Source organism: Caulobacter sp. AP07, from assembly GCF_000281955.1.
Lineage (GTDB): Bacteria > Pseudomonadota > Alphaproteobacteria > Caulobacterales > Caulobacteraceae > Caulobacter.
Map to the genome: position 1 here is coordinate 24,400 of NZ_AKKF01000207.1, position 15,728 is coordinate 40,127.

At 68.8% G+C, this 15,728-nt stretch carries 12 protein-coding genes; 9 read left to right on the forward strand and 3 right to left on the reverse strand.

Features of this window, described 5'->3' with window-relative positions; translation table 11 throughout:
* Nucleotides 1–146: 146 nt before the first annotated feature.
* The 3 genes from PMI01_RS18975 to alr all read left to right on the forward strand — a co-directional run bounded on the left by PMI01_RS18975 (nt 147) and on the right by alr (nt 3,567).
* Nucleotides 147–1,676 carry a replicative DNA helicase gene (locus PMI01_RS18975; RefSeq protein ID WP_035037169.1) on the forward strand — a complete coding sequence of 510 codons (1,530 nt, stop codon included), beginning with the start codon at nt 147–149 and terminating at the stop codon, nt 1,674–1,676.
* Nucleotides 1,677–1,751: 75 nt separating this feature from the next.
* Complete coding sequence (locus PMI01_RS18980) at nt 1,752–2,435, forward strand: MarC family protein (protein WP_007672623.1); 684 nt, start codon at nt 1,752–1,754, stop codon at nt 2,433–2,435.
* A 49-nt stretch (nt 2,436–2,484) separates the two neighbouring features.
* Nucleotides 2,485–3,567 (forward strand): alanine racemase, encoded by a 1,083-nt coding sequence (gene alr, locus PMI01_RS18985; RefSeq protein WP_007672627.1) that lies wholly within the window; start codon nt 2,485–2,487, stop codon nt 3,565–3,567.
* A gap of 3 nt (nt 3,568–3,570) precedes the next feature.
* On the opposite strand, the gene PMI01_RS18990 is transcribed toward alr, so the two are convergent.
* A complete protein-coding gene (locus PMI01_RS18990; RefSeq protein ID WP_007672630.1) occupies nt 3,571–4,749 on the reverse strand; it encodes a Yip1 family protein in 1,179 nt (392 codons plus the stop codon).
* A gap of 177 nt (nt 4,750–4,926) precedes the next feature.
* Here PMI01_RS18990 and radA point away from each other — a divergent pair, with 177 nt between their 5' ends.
* The 6 genes from radA (at nt 4,927) to PMI01_RS19020 (ending at nt 12,263) form a co-directional block, all read left to right on the forward strand.
* On the forward strand, nt 4,927–6,309 hold the full coding sequence (gene radA, locus PMI01_RS18995) for a DNA repair protein RadA (protein WP_007672633.1): 1,383 nt from the start codon (nt 4,927–4,929) through the stop codon (nt 6,307–6,309).
* On the forward strand, nt 6,306–6,929 hold the full coding sequence (locus tag PMI01_RS19000) for a CvpA family protein (RefSeq protein WP_007672637.1): 624 nt from the start codon (nt 6,306–6,308) through the stop codon (nt 6,927–6,929). The genes radA and PMI01_RS19000 overlap by 4 nt, the downstream gene beginning before the upstream one ends.
* Nucleotides 6,926–8,428 carry an amidophosphoribosyltransferase gene (purF, locus tag PMI01_RS19005; RefSeq protein ID WP_007672640.1) on the forward strand — a complete coding sequence of 501 codons (1,503 nt, stop codon included), beginning with the start codon at nt 6,926–6,928 and terminating at the stop codon, nt 8,426–8,428. Before PMI01_RS19000 ends, purF begins: the two co-directional genes overlap by 4 nt.
* Before the next feature lie 123 nt (nt 8,429–8,551).
* Nucleotides 8,552–9,535 (forward strand): bile acid:sodium symporter family protein, encoded by a 984-nt coding sequence (locus PMI01_RS19010; protein ID WP_007672648.1) that lies wholly within the window; start codon nt 8,552–8,554, stop codon nt 9,533–9,535.
* Between the two features lie 145 nt (nt 9,536–9,680).
* A complete protein-coding gene (locus PMI01_RS19015) occupies nt 9,681–10,433 on the forward strand; it encodes an SDR family NAD(P)-dependent oxidoreductase (RefSeq protein ID WP_007672649.1) in 753 nt (250 codons plus the stop codon).
* Between the two features lie 312 nt (nt 10,434–10,745).
* Nucleotides 10,746–12,263 carry a methyl-accepting chemotaxis protein gene (locus PMI01_RS19020; RefSeq protein ID WP_007672652.1) on the forward strand — a complete coding sequence of 506 codons (1,518 nt, stop codon included), beginning with the start codon at nt 10,746–10,748 and terminating at the stop codon, nt 12,261–12,263.
* Between the two features lie 172 nt (nt 12,264–12,435).
* Here PMI01_RS19020 and der read toward each other — a convergent pair whose 3' ends face one another.
* Together der and PMI01_RS19030 are read right to left on the reverse strand one after the other, a co-directional pair.
* The gene (gene der, locus PMI01_RS19025; RefSeq protein WP_007672653.1) at nt 12,436–14,199 is read right to left on the reverse strand and encodes a ribosome biogenesis GTPase Der; all 1,764 of its coding nucleotides are present in this window, start codon (nt 14,197–14,199) and stop codon (nt 12,436–12,438) included.
* A gap of 108 nt (nt 14,200–14,307) precedes the next feature.
* Nucleotides 14,308–15,723, reverse strand: a complete 1,416-nt coding sequence (locus PMI01_RS19030) for a PQQ-binding-like beta-propeller repeat protein (protein WP_007672655.1) — start codon at nt 15,721–15,723, stop codon at nt 14,308–14,310.
* Between the last annotated feature and the right edge of the window lie 5 nt (nt 15,724–15,728).

Sequence of the window (15,728 nt, forward strand, 5' to 3'; positions counted from 1 at the left end):
TAGTGCGGCGCGGAGAACCATCTCCGCGCCGTTCCCTACGTCCGGTTCTGTCTTGGGGCGGGGTCAGAATATACACAGAACATCCCCGTTCATCTTCGCCGGCGCGCCGCTGCGTCCGCGCGGAAATCCCGGCTAGGCGTTAACCTGTGGCGATGTCTCTCGTTCCCGCCCTAGACCTCCGCCCACCCTCGTCGATGGGCGATATCGTCGTCGCCGTCGCGCCGCACAACCTGGAAGCCGAGCAAGCCCTGCTGGGCGTGCTGCTGTACGACAACGCCGCCTATGAGCGCCTGACCGACAGCCTGCAGGGCCGCCACTTCTACGAGCCCTTCCACGCGCGGCTGTTCAGCGCGATCGAGACCCACATCCGCAAGGGTCAGCTGGCCGAGCCGATCCTGCTGGCCGACGAGTTCAAGCACGACCCGGCCTTCGACGAGCTGGGCGGCCTGCGCTACCTGGCCGACCTGGTCGACCGCGCGCCGCCCGCCGCCAATGTCGGCGACTACGCCCGCGCCGTCTTCGACCTGGCCCTGCGCCGCGACCTGATCCGCATCGGCGGCGAGATCGCCTCCACCGCCCACGGCCAGGGCAAGGACGAGGCCAAGCTGCCGGCCCGCGACCAGATCGAGGCGGCCGAACAGCAGCTCTACACCCTGGCCGAAAGCGGCACGGCCAGCTCCGGCTTCGTCAGCTTCGGCGAGGCCCTGCGCGGCGCGGTCGAGATGACCGCCGAGGCCTATAGCCGCGACGGCGGCATGTCGGGCGTCGCCACCGACCTGATCGACCTCGACCAGAAGATCGGCGGCCTGCACCCTTCCGACCTCGTGGTCCTGGCCGGTCGTCCGTCGATGGGCAAGACGGCGCTGGCCACCAACATCGCCTTCAACATCGCCAAGAAATACGCCTGGGAGCCCCAGCCGGACGGCACCAAGAAGACCGTCAGCGGCGGGGTCGTGGCCTTCTTCTCGCTGGAAATGAGCGCCGAGCAGCTGGCCCTGCGGATGCTGGCCGACGCCTCGGGGGTGTCGGGCGACAAGCTGCGCAAGGGCGAGATCGACGCCTCGGAGTTCGGCCGGGTGCGCGACGCGGCCATCGAGCTGCAGGAAGCCCCGCTCTATATCGACGCCACCGGCGGCATCTCGATCGCCAAGCTGACCGCCCGGGCCCGCCGCCTGAAGCGCCAGGTGGGCCTGGACCTGGTGGTGGTCGACTACCTGCAGCTGGTCACCGGCTCGGACCTCGGCTCCAACGCCAACCGCGTGCAGGAGGTCAGCCAGATCACCATGGGCCTCAAGGCCCTGGCCAAGGAACTGGCCTGCCCGGTCATCGCCCTGTCGCAGCTGTCGCGTCAGGTCGAGCAGCGCGAGGACAAGCGGCCCCAGCTCTCCGACCTTCGGGAATCGGGCTCGATCGAGCAGGACGCCGACATGGTCTGGTTCGTCTATCGCGAAAGCTACTATGTCGGCCGTTCGGAACCGCGCGAAGGCACGCCCGAGCACCTGCAATGGCAGGAGGACATGGACCGCCTGCAGGGCCTGGCCGAGGTGATCATCGCCAAGCAGCGTCACGGCCCCATCGGCACCGTGCGCCTGTCGTTCAACAGCGACACCACCCGCTTCGGCAACCTGGCCCGCGACCACTATTTCCACCAGCATCGTTCGGGCAACGAGGAATAGGCGGCGTTCCGGCGTTTGACCTCCAGCGCCGGTTCGGGCCAGGGTCAGGCCGCCAGCATCGCGAGACCCTGAGTGATGGACATCAATCCCCTGCCCGTCTCGACGGTGGTCGGCGCCTTCCTGTTGGCCTTCCCGGCCCTGTTCTCGATCGTCAACCCGGTCGGCTCGGCGCTGATCTTCCACCAGATGCTGTCGCACCACACGGCCGAGGTGCGTCGCAGGCTGGCGCCGACCATCGCGCTCTACGCCTTCTGCATCCTGCTGGGGTCGCTGCTGCTGGGCGGCTACATCCTGAACTTCTTCGGAGTCAGCCTCGGCGCCCTGCGCGTGGCCGGCGGCCTGGTGGTGGCCATCCGCGCCTGGGCGCTGCTGATGAGCCCCGAGGAGCACGAGGACCGTAAGATGGGCCAGGCCTCCCCGGCCCTGAGCCGCGCCGAGGACATCGCCTTCTTTCCGTTGACCATGCCGTTCACGACCGGCCCCGGCGCGATCTCCGTGGCCATCGCCCTGTCGTCGCAGCGCCCCGCGGGCGGCCATTCGGTCATCCCGTTCTTTCTGGGCGCCAGCCTGGCGGTGGCGGTCATCGCCCTGATGGTCTGGTTCTTCTACCGCGCCTCGGACCGCGTGCTGTCGCTGCTGGGCGTCAACGGCGCGCGGGTGATGTCGCGGCTGATGGCCTTCCTGCTGATGTGCATCGGCGTGCAGATCGTGGCGAGCGGCGTGGAGAGCCTGGCCACGCAGTTCCTGCTGCAACATTGAACACGATCTCCACTGGCCTTGAACGGCCCGCTCGGTTACGCCCAGCCCCGTGACCGAAACCTCCGTTCTGACCCTCGACCTCGACGCCCTGACGTCCAACCACGCCGTGCTCAAGGCCCAGGCGGGCGGGGCCGAGATCGCGCCGGCCGTGAAGGCCGACGGCTACGGCCTGGGCGCGGCCCTGGTGGCGGCGCGCCTGTGGGAGGAAGGGGCGCGGAGCTTCTATGTCGCGCGGCTGTCGGAAGGGCTGGCCCTGCGCCGGGCCCTGGGCGACCGCGCCGCCACGATCTACCTGCTGGACGGCGTCACGCCCGGCTCGGCCCCGGCCATCGAGGCGGCGGGCCTGACCCCCGTCCTCAACAGCCTGCCGCAGATCGAGGCCTGGAACAGCCACGCGCGCGGCCGGGTGCTGGACGCCGCCCTGCACATCGACACCGGCATGAACCGTCTTGGCCTGCGTCCCGAGGAGGCCGTCGTGCTGACCGGGGCCATGGACCGGCTGGGACACGTCAATATCGACCTGGTGATCAGCCACCTGGCCTGCGCCAGCGAGCCGGACCACCCGCTCAACGCCCGCCAGTTGGCCCGCTTCACCGAAACCGCCGCCCTGTTCCCCGACGCCCGCCGCAGCCTGGCCAATTCCGGCGGGATCTTCATGGGCGAGGCCTACCGCTTCGACCAGGCGCGGCCGGGGATCAGCCTCTATGGCGGCGGACCGCTGGACGTCCCGGACGCCCGGATCAAGGCCGTGGCGACGCTGGAAGCGCCGATCCTGCAGGTGCGGGTCGTGCCGCGCGGCGAGAGCATCGGCTACGGCGCGACCTTCACGGCGTCCCAGACCACCCGCGTCGCCATCCTGGCGGTCGGCTATGCCGACGGCCTGCCCCGCGCCGCCCACCCGCGCGGCGCGGTATGGTTCGACGGAGCCCGGCGGCCATTGCTCGGCCGAGTGTCGATGGACCTGACCGCCGTCGACGTCACCGACTGCGACGCGGCGCGGCCGGGCGCCATGATGCAGGTCATCGGCCCCGACCTGCCCGTCGACGACGCGGCGGCCGCGGCCGGCACGACCGCCTATGAGCTGCTGACCCGTATCGCGCCTAGGGCGCGGCGGGTTGTGAGGGGCGGCTGACCCCTACCGCGCCAAGCCTTCCAGCCGCCCGAAGTCCACCGAAGCCACCGCCTGCTTGAGCGAGTCGACAGTGTCGGCGTTGCCATGGGCCTCGACGGTGAAGCGATTGCCGACCACGACGCTGTAGCGCCCCGACTTGGCCTCGCGGTCCCATTCCTCGACAGTCATGCGCCCGCCGACCTTGCCCATCTTCTCGTAGCCGGTGGCGGTCTCGTGGGTGGACTGGGCGTCGACGGCGTTGGCCATGGCCGCCAGGCCCGCCATGCCGCCCATGTCGGTCACCGACAGGCTGAAGCGGGCGTCGCCCTTCTCGTAGTCGCCCGACGCCGTGGCCATCGACATGCCGCCCGCCCCGCCCGAATTGCTTTCGACCGTGGTGCGCGCGTAGCCCGCGATCGCGCCCGGCAGCAGGCCCTTGAGGGTCTCGGCGGGCACGGCGGGCACGGTCTTGCCGGCCTCGACCGCCGCGCCGGCCGCCGCCAGTTGCTTGCTGGCCGCATCGAGCTTGCCCAGATCGACCTTGGTTCCGTTGACCTCCATCGTACCGCTGGTGGCGGCGTGGTTGACGGCGGCCCCGAACATCGCCGCGCCCGCCACCGCGCCGGTGACCGCGCCGACCACCATGAACAGCACGATGGCGCACAGGATGGTCACGACCGTGTAGCCGAGGGACTTTTCCTTCGGCGCCTTCATCAGCTTGGGCAGGCCCAGATAGAGCAGGTAGAGGCCGTAGAGGCTGGCCAGGCCGGCGATGATCGCCAGCGCCGGGAGGATCGTCAGCACGCCGGCCACCCATCCGGCGGTGCCGGTATAGGCCGCCACCTTGAAGGCCTGGACCCGGTCCTTCTGGCCGTCGAAGCTGGGCGCCAGGGCGTCGATGATCAGGGCCAGCAGGAACACCGACAGCAGGGTCAGTCCGTAGGTGACCACGGCGCTGACGATCGCCGCCACCAGGTTCGGCTTGAACGAGACGCCAAAGGCCCCGTGGCCGAACAGCTGGCCGCCGATCAGGCTGGCGATCGGCGTGATCGCGGCCAGGATGCAGACATAGCCGACATAGAGCCCCTTGATCGTCGCCGGCTCGCCGTCGATGCGATCCCATTCGGCCGAGGGTGTCAGCAACAGGCGCTTCACCCGCCCGACGAGGTCGGACGAGGTCGTCCCGGGTTCGATAACAGTCATAAGATCGCCCTCCGCGAATCCTGAGCCATCCCCCCGCGCCATTTAGGCATGCCGACGAGACATTGAGAACATTGTTCCGTGACGTCGGGATTCTGGAAGAAGCGGCGGGTGCGACCGGCTTTGGCGCAGTGGTCCTCCAGCCTGTAGTCTCCAGTCATCTTCGAATCAGGAGCTTCCATGGCCCGTGACGGCGCCGTCTACGCCTGCCAGACCTGCGGCGCGGTCCAGACCAAGTGGTCGGGACAGTGCCCGGCCTGCCAGGGCTGGAACTGCCTGGTCGAGGAAACCGGCGTCCGCGCGCCGGGCGCCCTGTCGGCCACCAAGGCCAGCCGCACGCGCGGCCTGCAGTTCACCGGCCTGGAAAGCGACACCCCCGCCCCGCCCCGCATCATCACCGGGGTCGACGAGTTCGACCGGGTGTGCGGCGGCGGGGTGGTGCCGGGTTCGGCCATTCTGATCGGCGGCGATCCCGGGGTCGGCAAGTCCACCCTGCTGCTGGAGGTGGTGGCCAAGGCCTCGCTGCGCGGGGCGTCCTGCGCCTACATCTCCGGCGAGGAGGCCGTGGCCCAGATCCGCGGCCGCGCCGAGCGCATGGGCTTCGCCCAGGCCCCGGTGAAGCTGGCGGCCGAGAGCAGCCTGCGCGACATCCTCGACGGGCTGAAGCGCGACAATTTCGACCTGGTGGTCATCGACTCGATCCAGACCATGTGGAGCGACGCCCACGAGGCCGGGCCCGGCACGGTCACCCAGGTACGGGCCTGCGCCCAGGAACTGGTGCGCCTGGCCAAGAAGAAGGGCGTGGCCATCCTGCTGGTCGGCCATGTCACCAAGGACGGCCAGATCGCCGGCCCGCGCGTGGTCGAGCATCTGGTCGACGCGGTGCTCAGCTTCGAAGGCGAGCGCGGCTACCCGTTCCGCATCCTGCGCGGGGCCAAGAACCGGTTCGGGGCCACCGACGAGATCGGGGTGTTCGAGATGGGCGACTCCGGGCTGCGCGAGGTCAAGAACCCCTCGGCCCTGTTCCTCAATGACGGCGGCGAGCGGGCGGCGGGCGCGGCGGTGTTCGCCGGCATCGAAGGCTCGCGACCCGTGTTGGTGGAGTTCCAGGCCCTGGTCGCCCCCTCCGCGTACGGAACACCGCGCCGGGCGGTGGTCGGATGGGATTCCGGGCGCCTGGCCATGGTCCTGGCTGTGCTAGAGAGCCGATGCGGCCTTGGTTTTGGCAACAAGGACGTCTATCTGAACGTCGCTGGCGGCCTGCGGATCACCGAGCCGGCGGCGGACTTGGCTGCGGCGGCGGCCCTGGCCTCTTCGGCCCTGGACATCGCCCTGCCGCAGGACTGCGTCGTGTTCGGCGAGGTCAGCCTGTCTGGCGAGGTGCGGCCCGTGAGCCGTATGGAGACGCGTTTGAAAGAGGCCGCGAAACTCGGCTTTGGTCGAGCTCTGGGACCGCTGTCGGGCCTGCCCGAAGGCGGCGGAGCCCTGCCCGTGGCCGGCGTGGCCCGACTGGCCGACGCGGTGCGCCGAATCGGCGACGAGATCTGGGGCCAGCTGACGTGACGCCGTTCGACATCATCGCCGGGATAATCCTGCTGGTCTCCGGCCTCGTCGGCTTCGCCCGCGGCGCGTCGCGCGAGCTGACCTCGGCCCTGTCGTTCATCGCCGCGGCGATCATCGCCCTGCTGGGCTTGCGCGTCACCGGTCCGCTGTTCCGCGGCATGATGGACCCCGACTGGGCCGCCACCGCCGCCGCCATCCTGCTGACCTTCGTGGTCGCCTTCATCGCCCTGCGCCTGCTGGGCGCGGCGCTGACCCGGACCCTGCACGCCGACGGCGCCCTGGGGACGCTGGACCGGCTGATGGGCCTGGCGTTCGGCCTGATCCGCGGCCTGGTGGTGCTGGGAGTGTTCAACCTGGTGTTCAACATGGCCACCCCGCCCGGCCGCGTGCCCGCCTGGGTGTCGCAATCGGCGCTCTACCCCCTATCTACGGCCAGCGCCCGGGTGCTGAAGGTGTTCGCGCCCAAGGGCACGGCCCTGGCCGGAAAACTGGCCCCCGCCATTGAAGACGCCGTCCATGACGGCGCCAGCGACAAACCGTCCGACCGCAAGCCGGGCGAACCGAGCTATGATCAGTCCCAGCGTCGCTCCGTCGACGACCTGGTGGAGAAATCGCGATGACGTCCTTCGGCCAGTCGACCGACCGCTATTCGTCCGCGCCGTGGCGCGACCCCGAGGACGACACCCTGCGCCTGGAGTGCGGCGTGTTCGGCGTGTTCGGTGTCCGTGACGCCTCGGCCATCGCGGCCCTGGGCTTGCACGCCCTGCAGCATCGCGGACAGGAGGCCTGCGGCATCGCCGCCTTCGACGGTCAGCGCTTCCACACCGAACGCCACATGGGCCATGTGGGCGACGCCTTCACCGGCAACGACCTGGTCGAGCGCCTGCCCGGCCACATGGCCATCGGCCACACCCGCTACTCCACGGCCGGCGGCAGCTTCATCCGCAACGTCCAGCCGATGTTCGCCGATCTGGAAACCGGCGGCGTGGCCCTGGCCCACAACGGCAACCTGACCAACTTCCTGACCCTGCGCGAGCGCCTGGTGCAGGAGGGGGCGATCTTCCAGTCGACCTCGGACTCCGAGGTGATCCTCCACCTGATCGCCCGCTCGCGGAAGGCCCGCATCGTCGACCGTTTCATCGACGCCGTGGCCCAGATCGAGGGCGGCTATGCCCTGGTGGCGATCACCAACAAGAAGATGATCGGCGTGCGCGACCCGCTGGGTATCCGCCCGCTGGTGCTGGGCGACCTGGACGGCAAACCCGTCCTGGCGTCCGAGACCTGCGCCCTGGACATGATCGGCGCCCGCTTCGTGCGCGACGTCGAGCACGGCGAGATGGTGGTGATCTCGGAAACCGGCGTGAAGTCGCTGCGACCGTTCCACAACCTAACCGCCCGCCCCTGCGTGTTCGAATATGTCTATTTCGCCCGCCCCGACAGCGTGGTGAACGGCCGCTCGGTCTATGAGGTGCGCAAGCGCATGGGCCAGCGCCTGGCCCAGGAAACCGGCGTCGAAGCCGACGTCGTGGTGCCCGTGCCCGACAGCGGCGTGCCGGCCGCCATCGGCTACGCCCAGGCCAGCGGCATCCCCTTCGACCTCGGCATCATCCGCAACCACTATGTGGGCCGCACCTTCATCCAGCCGACCCAGGGCGTGCGCGAACTGGGCGTGCGCATGAAGCACAGCCCCAACCGCGCCGTGCTGGCCGGCAAGCGGGTGGTGCTGATCGACGACTCGATCGTGCGCGGCACCACCTCGCTGAAGATCGTCCGCATGGTCCGCGAAGCCGGCGCCAAGGAGGTCCACCTCCGCTCAGCCAGCCCGCCGATCAAGTGGCCCGACTTCTACGGCATCGACATGCCCGAGCGCGAACAGCTGCTGGCGGCCAACAAGTCGCTGGAGGAGATGGCCAAGTTCCTCGAGGTCGACTCCTTGGGCTTCCTGTCGGTCGATGGCCTGTACGAGGCCCTGGAAGCCGGTCCGCGCGACCCGGCCCACCCGCAGTTCACCGACCACTACTTCACCGGCGACTATCCCACCCGCCTGACCGACCGCGAAATCGCCGAAGGCCGCAACGACCAGGCCGAGAAGCAGCTGTCGCTGCTGGTCAGCGCCTAGTTTCTCCACAAACCGTCATCCCCCGACTTGTTCGGGGGACCCAAGCCGCGCTAACCGATATATCCGGCCGGCCCGCTTGGGTCGCCCGGATGAACCGGGCGATGACGAAGTGAGAGTTTGCGCGTGAAAAACGGACTGTCGGACCTCCTCGCCAAGCTCAAGATCGACACCTACATCCTGCTGCTGTTCGGGATGGTCGTGCTGGCCACGGTCCTGCCGGTGCGGGGCGAAGCGGCCACGATCGTGGGTTGGGTCGTCAAGATCGCCATCGCCCTGCTGTTCTTCCTGCACGGCGCCAAGCTGTCGCGCGAAGCGGTGGTGGCGGGTCTGACCCACTGGCGGCTGCACCTGACCATCCTGGCCTTCACCTTCGTGATGTTCCCGGCGCTGGGCCTGTTGATCAGCAAGTCGGGCCTGCTGTCGCCCACCCTGTCGACCGGCATGCTGTTCCTGTGCTGCCTGCCCTCGACCGTGCAGTCGTCGATCGCCTTCACCTCGATCGGACGGGGCAACATCGCCGCCGCCGTCTGCGCCGCCTCGGCCTCGAACCTGCTGGGCATCTTCCTGACGCCGGTGCTGGTCGGCCTGCTGATGCAGGCCCACGGCGACGTCGGCGGCTGGCACTCCATCAAGTCGATCATCATCCAGCTGTTGCTGCCGTTCATCGCCGGTCAGCTTCTCCGCCCCTGGATCCGCGGCTGGATCGAGCGGCACAAGGCCCTGGTCGGCCAGGTCGATCGCGGCTCGATCCTGCTGGTGGTCTATTCGGCCTTCAGCGCCGCCGTGGTCGGCGGCATCTGGAAGACGGTTTCCATTCCCGAACTGGGCGTGCTGCTGGCCGTCTGCGCCGTGCTGCTGGCCGTGGTGATGGCCGCGACCATGTTCGGCGCGCGGGCCCTGGGCTTCTCCAAGCCCGACGAGGTGGCCATCGTGTTCTGCGGTTCCAAGAAGAGCCTGGCCACCGGCGTGCCGATGGCCGGCATCCTGTTCCCCGGCGCCACGGCGGGCGTCCTGGTGCTGCCGCTGATGCTGTTCCACCAGATCCAGCTGATGGCCTGCTCGGTGCTGGCCCAGCGCTACGGGGCGCGGCCGGCGGACGAGGCCTGACCAACGCGTGTCATCCCCCGACCTGTTCGAGGGACCCAAGCCGCGTCGGCCACCTCCGCTTGGGTCCCCGCATAAAGCGGGGGATGACGGCTAGGGACGTGTCGATGCAGTTTCCATCCCATCCGATAGCCACTAGAACCCGCCCATGAATTCCGACTCCGCAAAGCCGCTGGCCGGCCGCATCGCCCTCGTCACCGGCGCCACCCGCGGCATCGGCGAGGCCATCGCCGTGGGCCTGGCCAAGGCCGGGGCCCATGTGATCGCCCTGGGCCGCACCCAGGGGGCGCTGGAAGCCCTGGACGACACCATCTTCGCCGCCACCGGCGAACACGCCACCCTGGTGCCGCTGGACCTGCGCGAGGCCGACGGCCTGGACCAGCTGGGCGCGGCCCTGTTCGAACGGTTCGGCAAGCTGGACATCCTGGTCGGCGCCGCCGGGGTGCTGGGCGCCCTGACCCCCGTGGGCCATCTCGACCCCAAGGGCTGGGACATGATCCTGTCCACCAACCTGACGGCCAACTGGCGACTGATCCGGGCCATGGACCCGCTGCTGCGTCGCGCCGAGGCCGGCCGGGCCGTGTTCCTCACCAGCAGCGTCGCCAAGACCCACCGCGCCTTCTGGGGCGGCTACGCGGCCTCCAAGGCCGGGCTGGAGGCCATCGTCGGCTGCTATGACGACGAGATGGAGAACACCACGGTGCGCGCCATCTGCGTCGATCCCGGCGCCATGCGCACGCGCATGCGGGCTGGCGCCTTCCCGGGCGAAGATCCGCAAAGCGTGCCCGCTCCGGACAGCATCGCGCCGTTCATCGTTAACCTGGTCCGCCCCGACCGCGTGCCGCCCAAGGGCGTCGTGCGCTTCAAGGATCGCGGACAGGAATCTCCGAGCGAGGGATAGGTCAGTCAAACTGAGGTCGGGAAACAGTGCTTTCCAGCTTCGGCCTATTTTCCGGCCAGCCTGGAATCCATAGGTCATGAAGACTCAGGTGCACATGCCGGCACGAATAAGTCATTTTACGTAATATACTTATTATGCGCTCTTAGAAGAGAATCCAGACCCTTCAAAAGCCAAGCTGAAAGCAGTCATCGCGCCAAAATGTCGCGGCAAGACAGGTTTCTTCCGCCCTAACGTTAAGCTTTCGGAAATAGGGCCGGCGCACGCTTCACGTGTAGAAGCGTCCACCAAGGACCTCCCGGGGAGCCGATCCGAATGTCGCTCTTTACCATGAAGCGCAACGACCCGAAGACAGTGCAGCGTCTGGCGGATCTGGAGGCCACGGTTGCGGCGATCGATCGCTCGCAGGCGATGATCGAGTTCCAGCTCGACGGCACGATCATCACCGCCAACAAGAACTTCCTGGACACCGTCGGCTATTCGCTGGACGAGATCGTCGGTCGCCATCATGGCCTCTTCGTCGATCCCGACTACGGCCGCAGCGCCGAGTACAAGGCCTTCTGGGCCAATCTGGCGCGCGGCGAGTTCTTCGCCGACAAGTTCCAGCGGGTCGGCAAGGGCGGCAAGGAGGTCTGGATCCAGGGCGCCTACAACCCGATCTTCGACGCTGCCGGCCGGCCCTTCAAGGTCATCAAGTTCGCCATCGACATCACCGAGGTCGAGCTGGAGCGGATCGCCAACGAGGCCCGGCGCAAGGCCGAGGAAGAGCAGACCGCCGTGGTGTTCTCCCTGGCCGAGCGCCTTCAACGCCTGGCCGCCGGCGACCTGACCGCCCGGATCACCGAGCCCTTCGAAGGCCGCTTCCAGCAGATCAAGGACGACTACAACGCGGCGATCGACAGCCTGCGGGAGGCCATCGGCCAGATCTCCAGCGCCACCGACGGCGTGCGCGGTGGCTCCGACGAGATCGCCGGCGCTTCGGAAGACCTCTCCCGCCGCACCGAACAACAGGCGGCCAGCCTGGAAGAGACCGCCGCCGCGCTGGACCAGATCACCGCCACGGTGCGGCGCAGCGCCGCGGGGGCCAAGGAGGCTTCCGCCGCCGCCTCCAGCGCCCGGGAGGACGCCACCCGCTCCGGCGAGATCATGCGCGACGCCGTCGAGGCCATGGGCGAGATCGAGCAGAGCTCGGGCAAGATCACCCAGATCATCGGCGTGATCGACGAAATCGCCTTCCAGACCAACCTGCTGGCCCTCAACGCCGGTGTCGAGGCGGCCCGGGCCGGGGACGCCGGTCGCGGCTTCGCCGTCGTCGCCCAGGAGGTGCGGGCCCTGGCCCAGCGTTCGGCCGAGGCGGCCAAGGAGATCAAGACGCTGATCGCCAGCAGCACCTCGCAAGTGGCGCGCGGCGTCCAGCTGGTCGGCGAGACCGGCCAGGCGCTGGGCGGCATCGTCGGCAAGGTCACCCAGATCGACACGCTGATCTCCGAGATCGCCCAGTCGTCACAGGAACAGGCCACCGGCCTCGCCCAAGTGAACACCGCCGTCAACCAGATGGACGAGGTCACCCAGCAGAACGCCGCCATGGTCGAGGAGGCTACGGCCGCCGCCGTCGGCCTGAAGGCCGAGGCCGCCGAACTGACCGGACTGGTCTCGCGCTTTCAGACTGGAGAGCAGGTGATCACCCGCCGCCCCGAACCGGCTCAAGCCGGTCGGCATCATCCCAGCGACAATCCGGTGGCCCGCGCCCAGGCCCGGATCGGCGCCCAGTTCCGCCCTGGCGCGGGGAGCACTGCGCTCGCGGCCTCGGCCTCGGCCTGGGAGGAGTTCTAAGAGCTTCCCGATCCGATATCCGGAAGAGTCGGATCGTGAATGCGCCGGGACATCGACACCCCCTTCGATCGTCCCGGCGCGCCTTGTACAGCGTAACCTGTATCGCTTGAGCGGACGGGCCTCCTGCGCAGGAGGCCCGTTTCGCCGTCAGGCGTTCGCCGATCTCGTCAGGCTATCGCCCCTTCGGCGGCGCCTTGTTGCCCCGCACGGTGCGTGAGCCGGCCACGGGACGACGCGGTCCCGCCGCCTTGCCGCCAGCCGCCTTGAAACCGACCTTGTAGCTGGGCGTGGTCGCCTTCTTCTGGGCCTTGGGGCCCTGCTTCTTGACCGACTTGACCGCCGCCTTGCCAGGCTCGGCCGCGGGCGTGGCGGTGCTCTCGACGGGCTTGGTGGTCTTGATCACCGTCGGACCGGCCTTCTTGGCCGCCCGGGTCGCCGCCTTGGTCGCCTCGACCTCGACGCCCGCCGCCAGGGCCGCGGCGGCTTCGGCCACCCGCACCGACTTCTTGACGGTGTTGCGCGAGGCGCGGATGCGCTCGGCTTCGCGTTCGCGGCGCTCGAACTCGCGCTTGCCTTTGCCGCTGTGGCCCTTGGCCTCGCCCTCGGCATAGGGGTTGGCGCCCGACTTGATGGTGATGCGCAGCGGCACCCCCGGCAGGTCGAAGCTCTCGCGCAGGCTGTTGATCAGATAGCGCCGATACTGTTCGGGCATCTGGTCAGCGCGGCTGGAGAACAGCACGAAGGTCGGCGGCCGGGCCTTGGTCTGGGCCATGTATTTCGGCTTGATGCGCTTGCCGCCGACGCTGGGCGGCGGGTGGCGCTGCATGGCCATCTGCAGCCAGTCGTTGAGGTCGCGGGTCTTGACCTTGGTCGACCAGTCACGGTGGCTCTTCAGCACCGCCGGCATCAGCTTGTCGACGCCTTTGCCGGTCTCGCCCGACAGCGCGATCACCGGCGTGCCGCGCAGCTGCGGCAGCATGCGCTCGGCGTGTTCGATGAAGCCCTTCAGCGTCGCGGCCTGGTCCTCGACTAGGTCCCACTTGGCCAGCACGAAGACAACGCAGCGCCCTTCCCGCTCGGCCAGGTCGGCGATCTGCAGGTCCTGGGTCTCGAAGGGGTGGGTGGCGTCCATGATCAGCAGCACCACCTCGGCGAAGGTGATCGAGCGGATGGTGTCGCCGGTCGAGAGCTTTTCCAGCTTCTCGTTGACCTTGGCCTTCTTGCGCAGGCCGGCGGTGTCGACCAGGCGGACCTTGCGGTCGCCCCACACCCAGTCCACCGAGATGGAGTCGCGGGTGATGCCGGCTTCGGGGCCGGTCAGCAGGCGCTGCTCGCCGATCAGGCGGTTGATCAGGGTCGACTTGCCGGCGTTCGGGCGGCCGACGATGGCGATCTTGATCGGCTTGTCGTCGCCCAGTTCGTCATGCTCGCCCTGCAGCTCCTCGGGCGCGATGGCGATCAGGGCGGCGTAAAGCTCGGCCATGCCTTCGCCGTGTTCGCCGGAAATCTGGATCGGCTCGCCCAGGCCCAGGACGTTGGCCTCGGCGGCGCCGTGGTCGCCGGCCTTGCCCTCGGACTTGTTGGCGGCGACCAGCACCGGCTTGTTCCGCTTGCGCAGGATCTCGGCGAAGATCCGGTCCAGCGGCGTCAGGCCCTCGCGGGCGTCGAACACCAGCAGGCTGACGTCGGCCTCCTCGATCGCCAGCTCGGTCTGGGCGCGCATCCGCGACTCCAGGCTCTCGTCGGTGACGTCCTCGAAGCCGGCGGTGTCGATCAGCTCCAGGTCGAGGTCGCCGAGGCGGCCGTGGGCGAACCGGCGGTCGCGGGTGACGCCCGGCTGGTCATCGACCAGGGCCAGCTTGCGGCCGGCCAGACGGTTGAACAGGGTCGACTTGCCCACATTGGGGCGGCCGACGATGGCGAGTTTCAAAGGCATGGGCTGTGATTAGTCGATTTCGGGGACAAAAGCGACAAACCCGGACTGGTGAGGACCAGCCCGGGTTCGGGTTGCTTGGATTGTGGTTCCGGGCGCGCCCGGAAAGACCTAGCGAATAGCGATCAGGTCGGCTTCGTCGGTGGCGACATAGACCGTGTCGCCCATGGCGATCGGGCCCAGCAGGACCGATTGACCCAGCTTCAAGGTCTTCAGCGTCTCGCCGGTCTTGGGGTTCAGCGCCACGGCCTGGCCTTCGCTGGAGACCGTGATCAGCCGGCCGGAGGCCAGGATCGGCGTCGACCACAGCAGCGGGTGCTTGGCGCGCTTCTTCTTCTGCTTCTTGGACAGCTTGTCGGTGTCGTTGAGGTCGCGGATCCAATAGACCTGACCGGCTTCGCGCGACACGCAGATCACCTGGCCGGCCTTGTCGACCACGAAGACCACGTCGCCGGCCGCCCAGGGGCTGGTGATGGCGGTGACGGGCAGGCTCCAGCGGGCCTGGCCGGTGCGCAGGTCGGTGGCGGCGAACACGCCCGAGTGGCTGACGGCGAAGACGTCGCCCTTGAAGATCACCGGACGGCCGGCGATGTCGCGGATTTCCGACAGGGCGTTGGTGCGGCTGGCGCGGCTCAGGGCCTCGCTCCACAGGTCGTTGCCGTTGGTGGCGCGCAGGGCGACCAGTTCGCCCGACGCGAAGCCGGCCACCACGGTGTCGCCGCTGACCGCCGGGCTCGAGGCGGCCAGGATGCGGGCCGGCTCGACCAGGGCCTGGTAGGTCCAGCCCGGCGCGCCGTCGGCGGCGTTGAAGGTCAGCAGTTCGTTGTCGGTGGAGACCACGAAGACGCGGCCGTCCTGGACGGTCGGCGCGGCGTGGACCGGCGTGCTGGTCTGCTGTCGCCATGCTTCCGCGCCGGTGGCCGCATCGAGTTGGGCCACGAAGCGGAAGCCCGACGAAACATAGAGCTTGCCGTTGGCGTAGGCCAAGCCGCCGCCGAAGCCCGTGCGGTCGGCCGTGCCGCCGCCGATGCCCATGAAGCCGCGCTTCTTGCCCGGGGCCTTGGCCGGGCGCAGGTCCTTGCGCCAGACGGTCGCGCCGCTGCGGGCGTCGATGGCGACCACGGACGCTTCGCCGTCCATCACGAAGACCTTGCCGTCGGCGGCCACCGGCGGCGCCATGACGTGGAACTTGCGGTTGGCCTTCTGGCCGAAGCCCTTGCGCCAGGCGATGTCGAAATTGGCGGCGGCGGCCACATGTTCAACCGACTGCTCGGCGTTGCCGCCCGGCAGCGGCCAATCGGCCTGGACCACCGGATCGGGCAGGAAGAAGTCGGCGCCCTTGAGCGCTTCGGCCGGTTCGACCTTCTGGTCGAAGGCGATGACCGAGATCCGCTGTCCCTGGGTGGCCAACGTCTTGTTGGCCTCCTTCTTGTCGAACGGATTGAGCTTGGAGATCGTCGAACAGCCAGCCACCGACACCGCGGTCGTCAGCAACGCGGCGAGAAGCAGAGAACGCTTGGAAGTCATGGGGC

Excerpts from the sequence above, each read along its gene's own strand:
- PMI01_RS18980 (WP_007672623.1), top strand. The coding sequence starts at position 1,752 with ATGGACATCAATCCCCTGCCCGTCTCGACGGTGGTCGGCGCCTTCCTG.
- PMI01_RS18990 (WP_007672630.1), bottom strand. The coding sequence starts at position 4,749 with ATGACTGTTATCGAACCCGGGACGACCTCGTCCGACCTCGTCGGGCGG.
- radA (WP_007672633.1), top strand. The coding sequence starts at position 4,927 with ATGGCCCGTGACGGCGCCGTCTACGCCTGCCAGACCTGCGGCGCGGTC.
- purF (WP_007672640.1), top strand. The coding sequence starts at position 6,926 with ATGACGTCCTTCGGCCAGTCGACCGACCGCTATTCGTCCGCGCCGTGG.
- PMI01_RS19015 (WP_007672649.1), top strand. The coding sequence starts at position 9,681 with ATGAATTCCGACTCCGCAAAGCCGCTGGCCGGCCGCATCGCCCTCGTC.
- PMI01_RS19020 (WP_007672652.1), top strand. The coding sequence starts at position 10,746 with ATGTCGCTCTTTACCATGAAGCGCAACGACCCGAAGACAGTGCAGCGT.
- der (WP_007672653.1), bottom strand. The coding sequence starts at position 14,199 with ATGCCTTTGAAACTCGCCATCGTCGGCCGCCCCAATGTGGGCAAGTCG.
- PMI01_RS19030 (WP_007672655.1), bottom strand. The coding sequence starts at position 15,723 with ATGACTTCCAAGCGTTCTCTGCTTCTCGCCGCGTTGCTGACGACCGCG.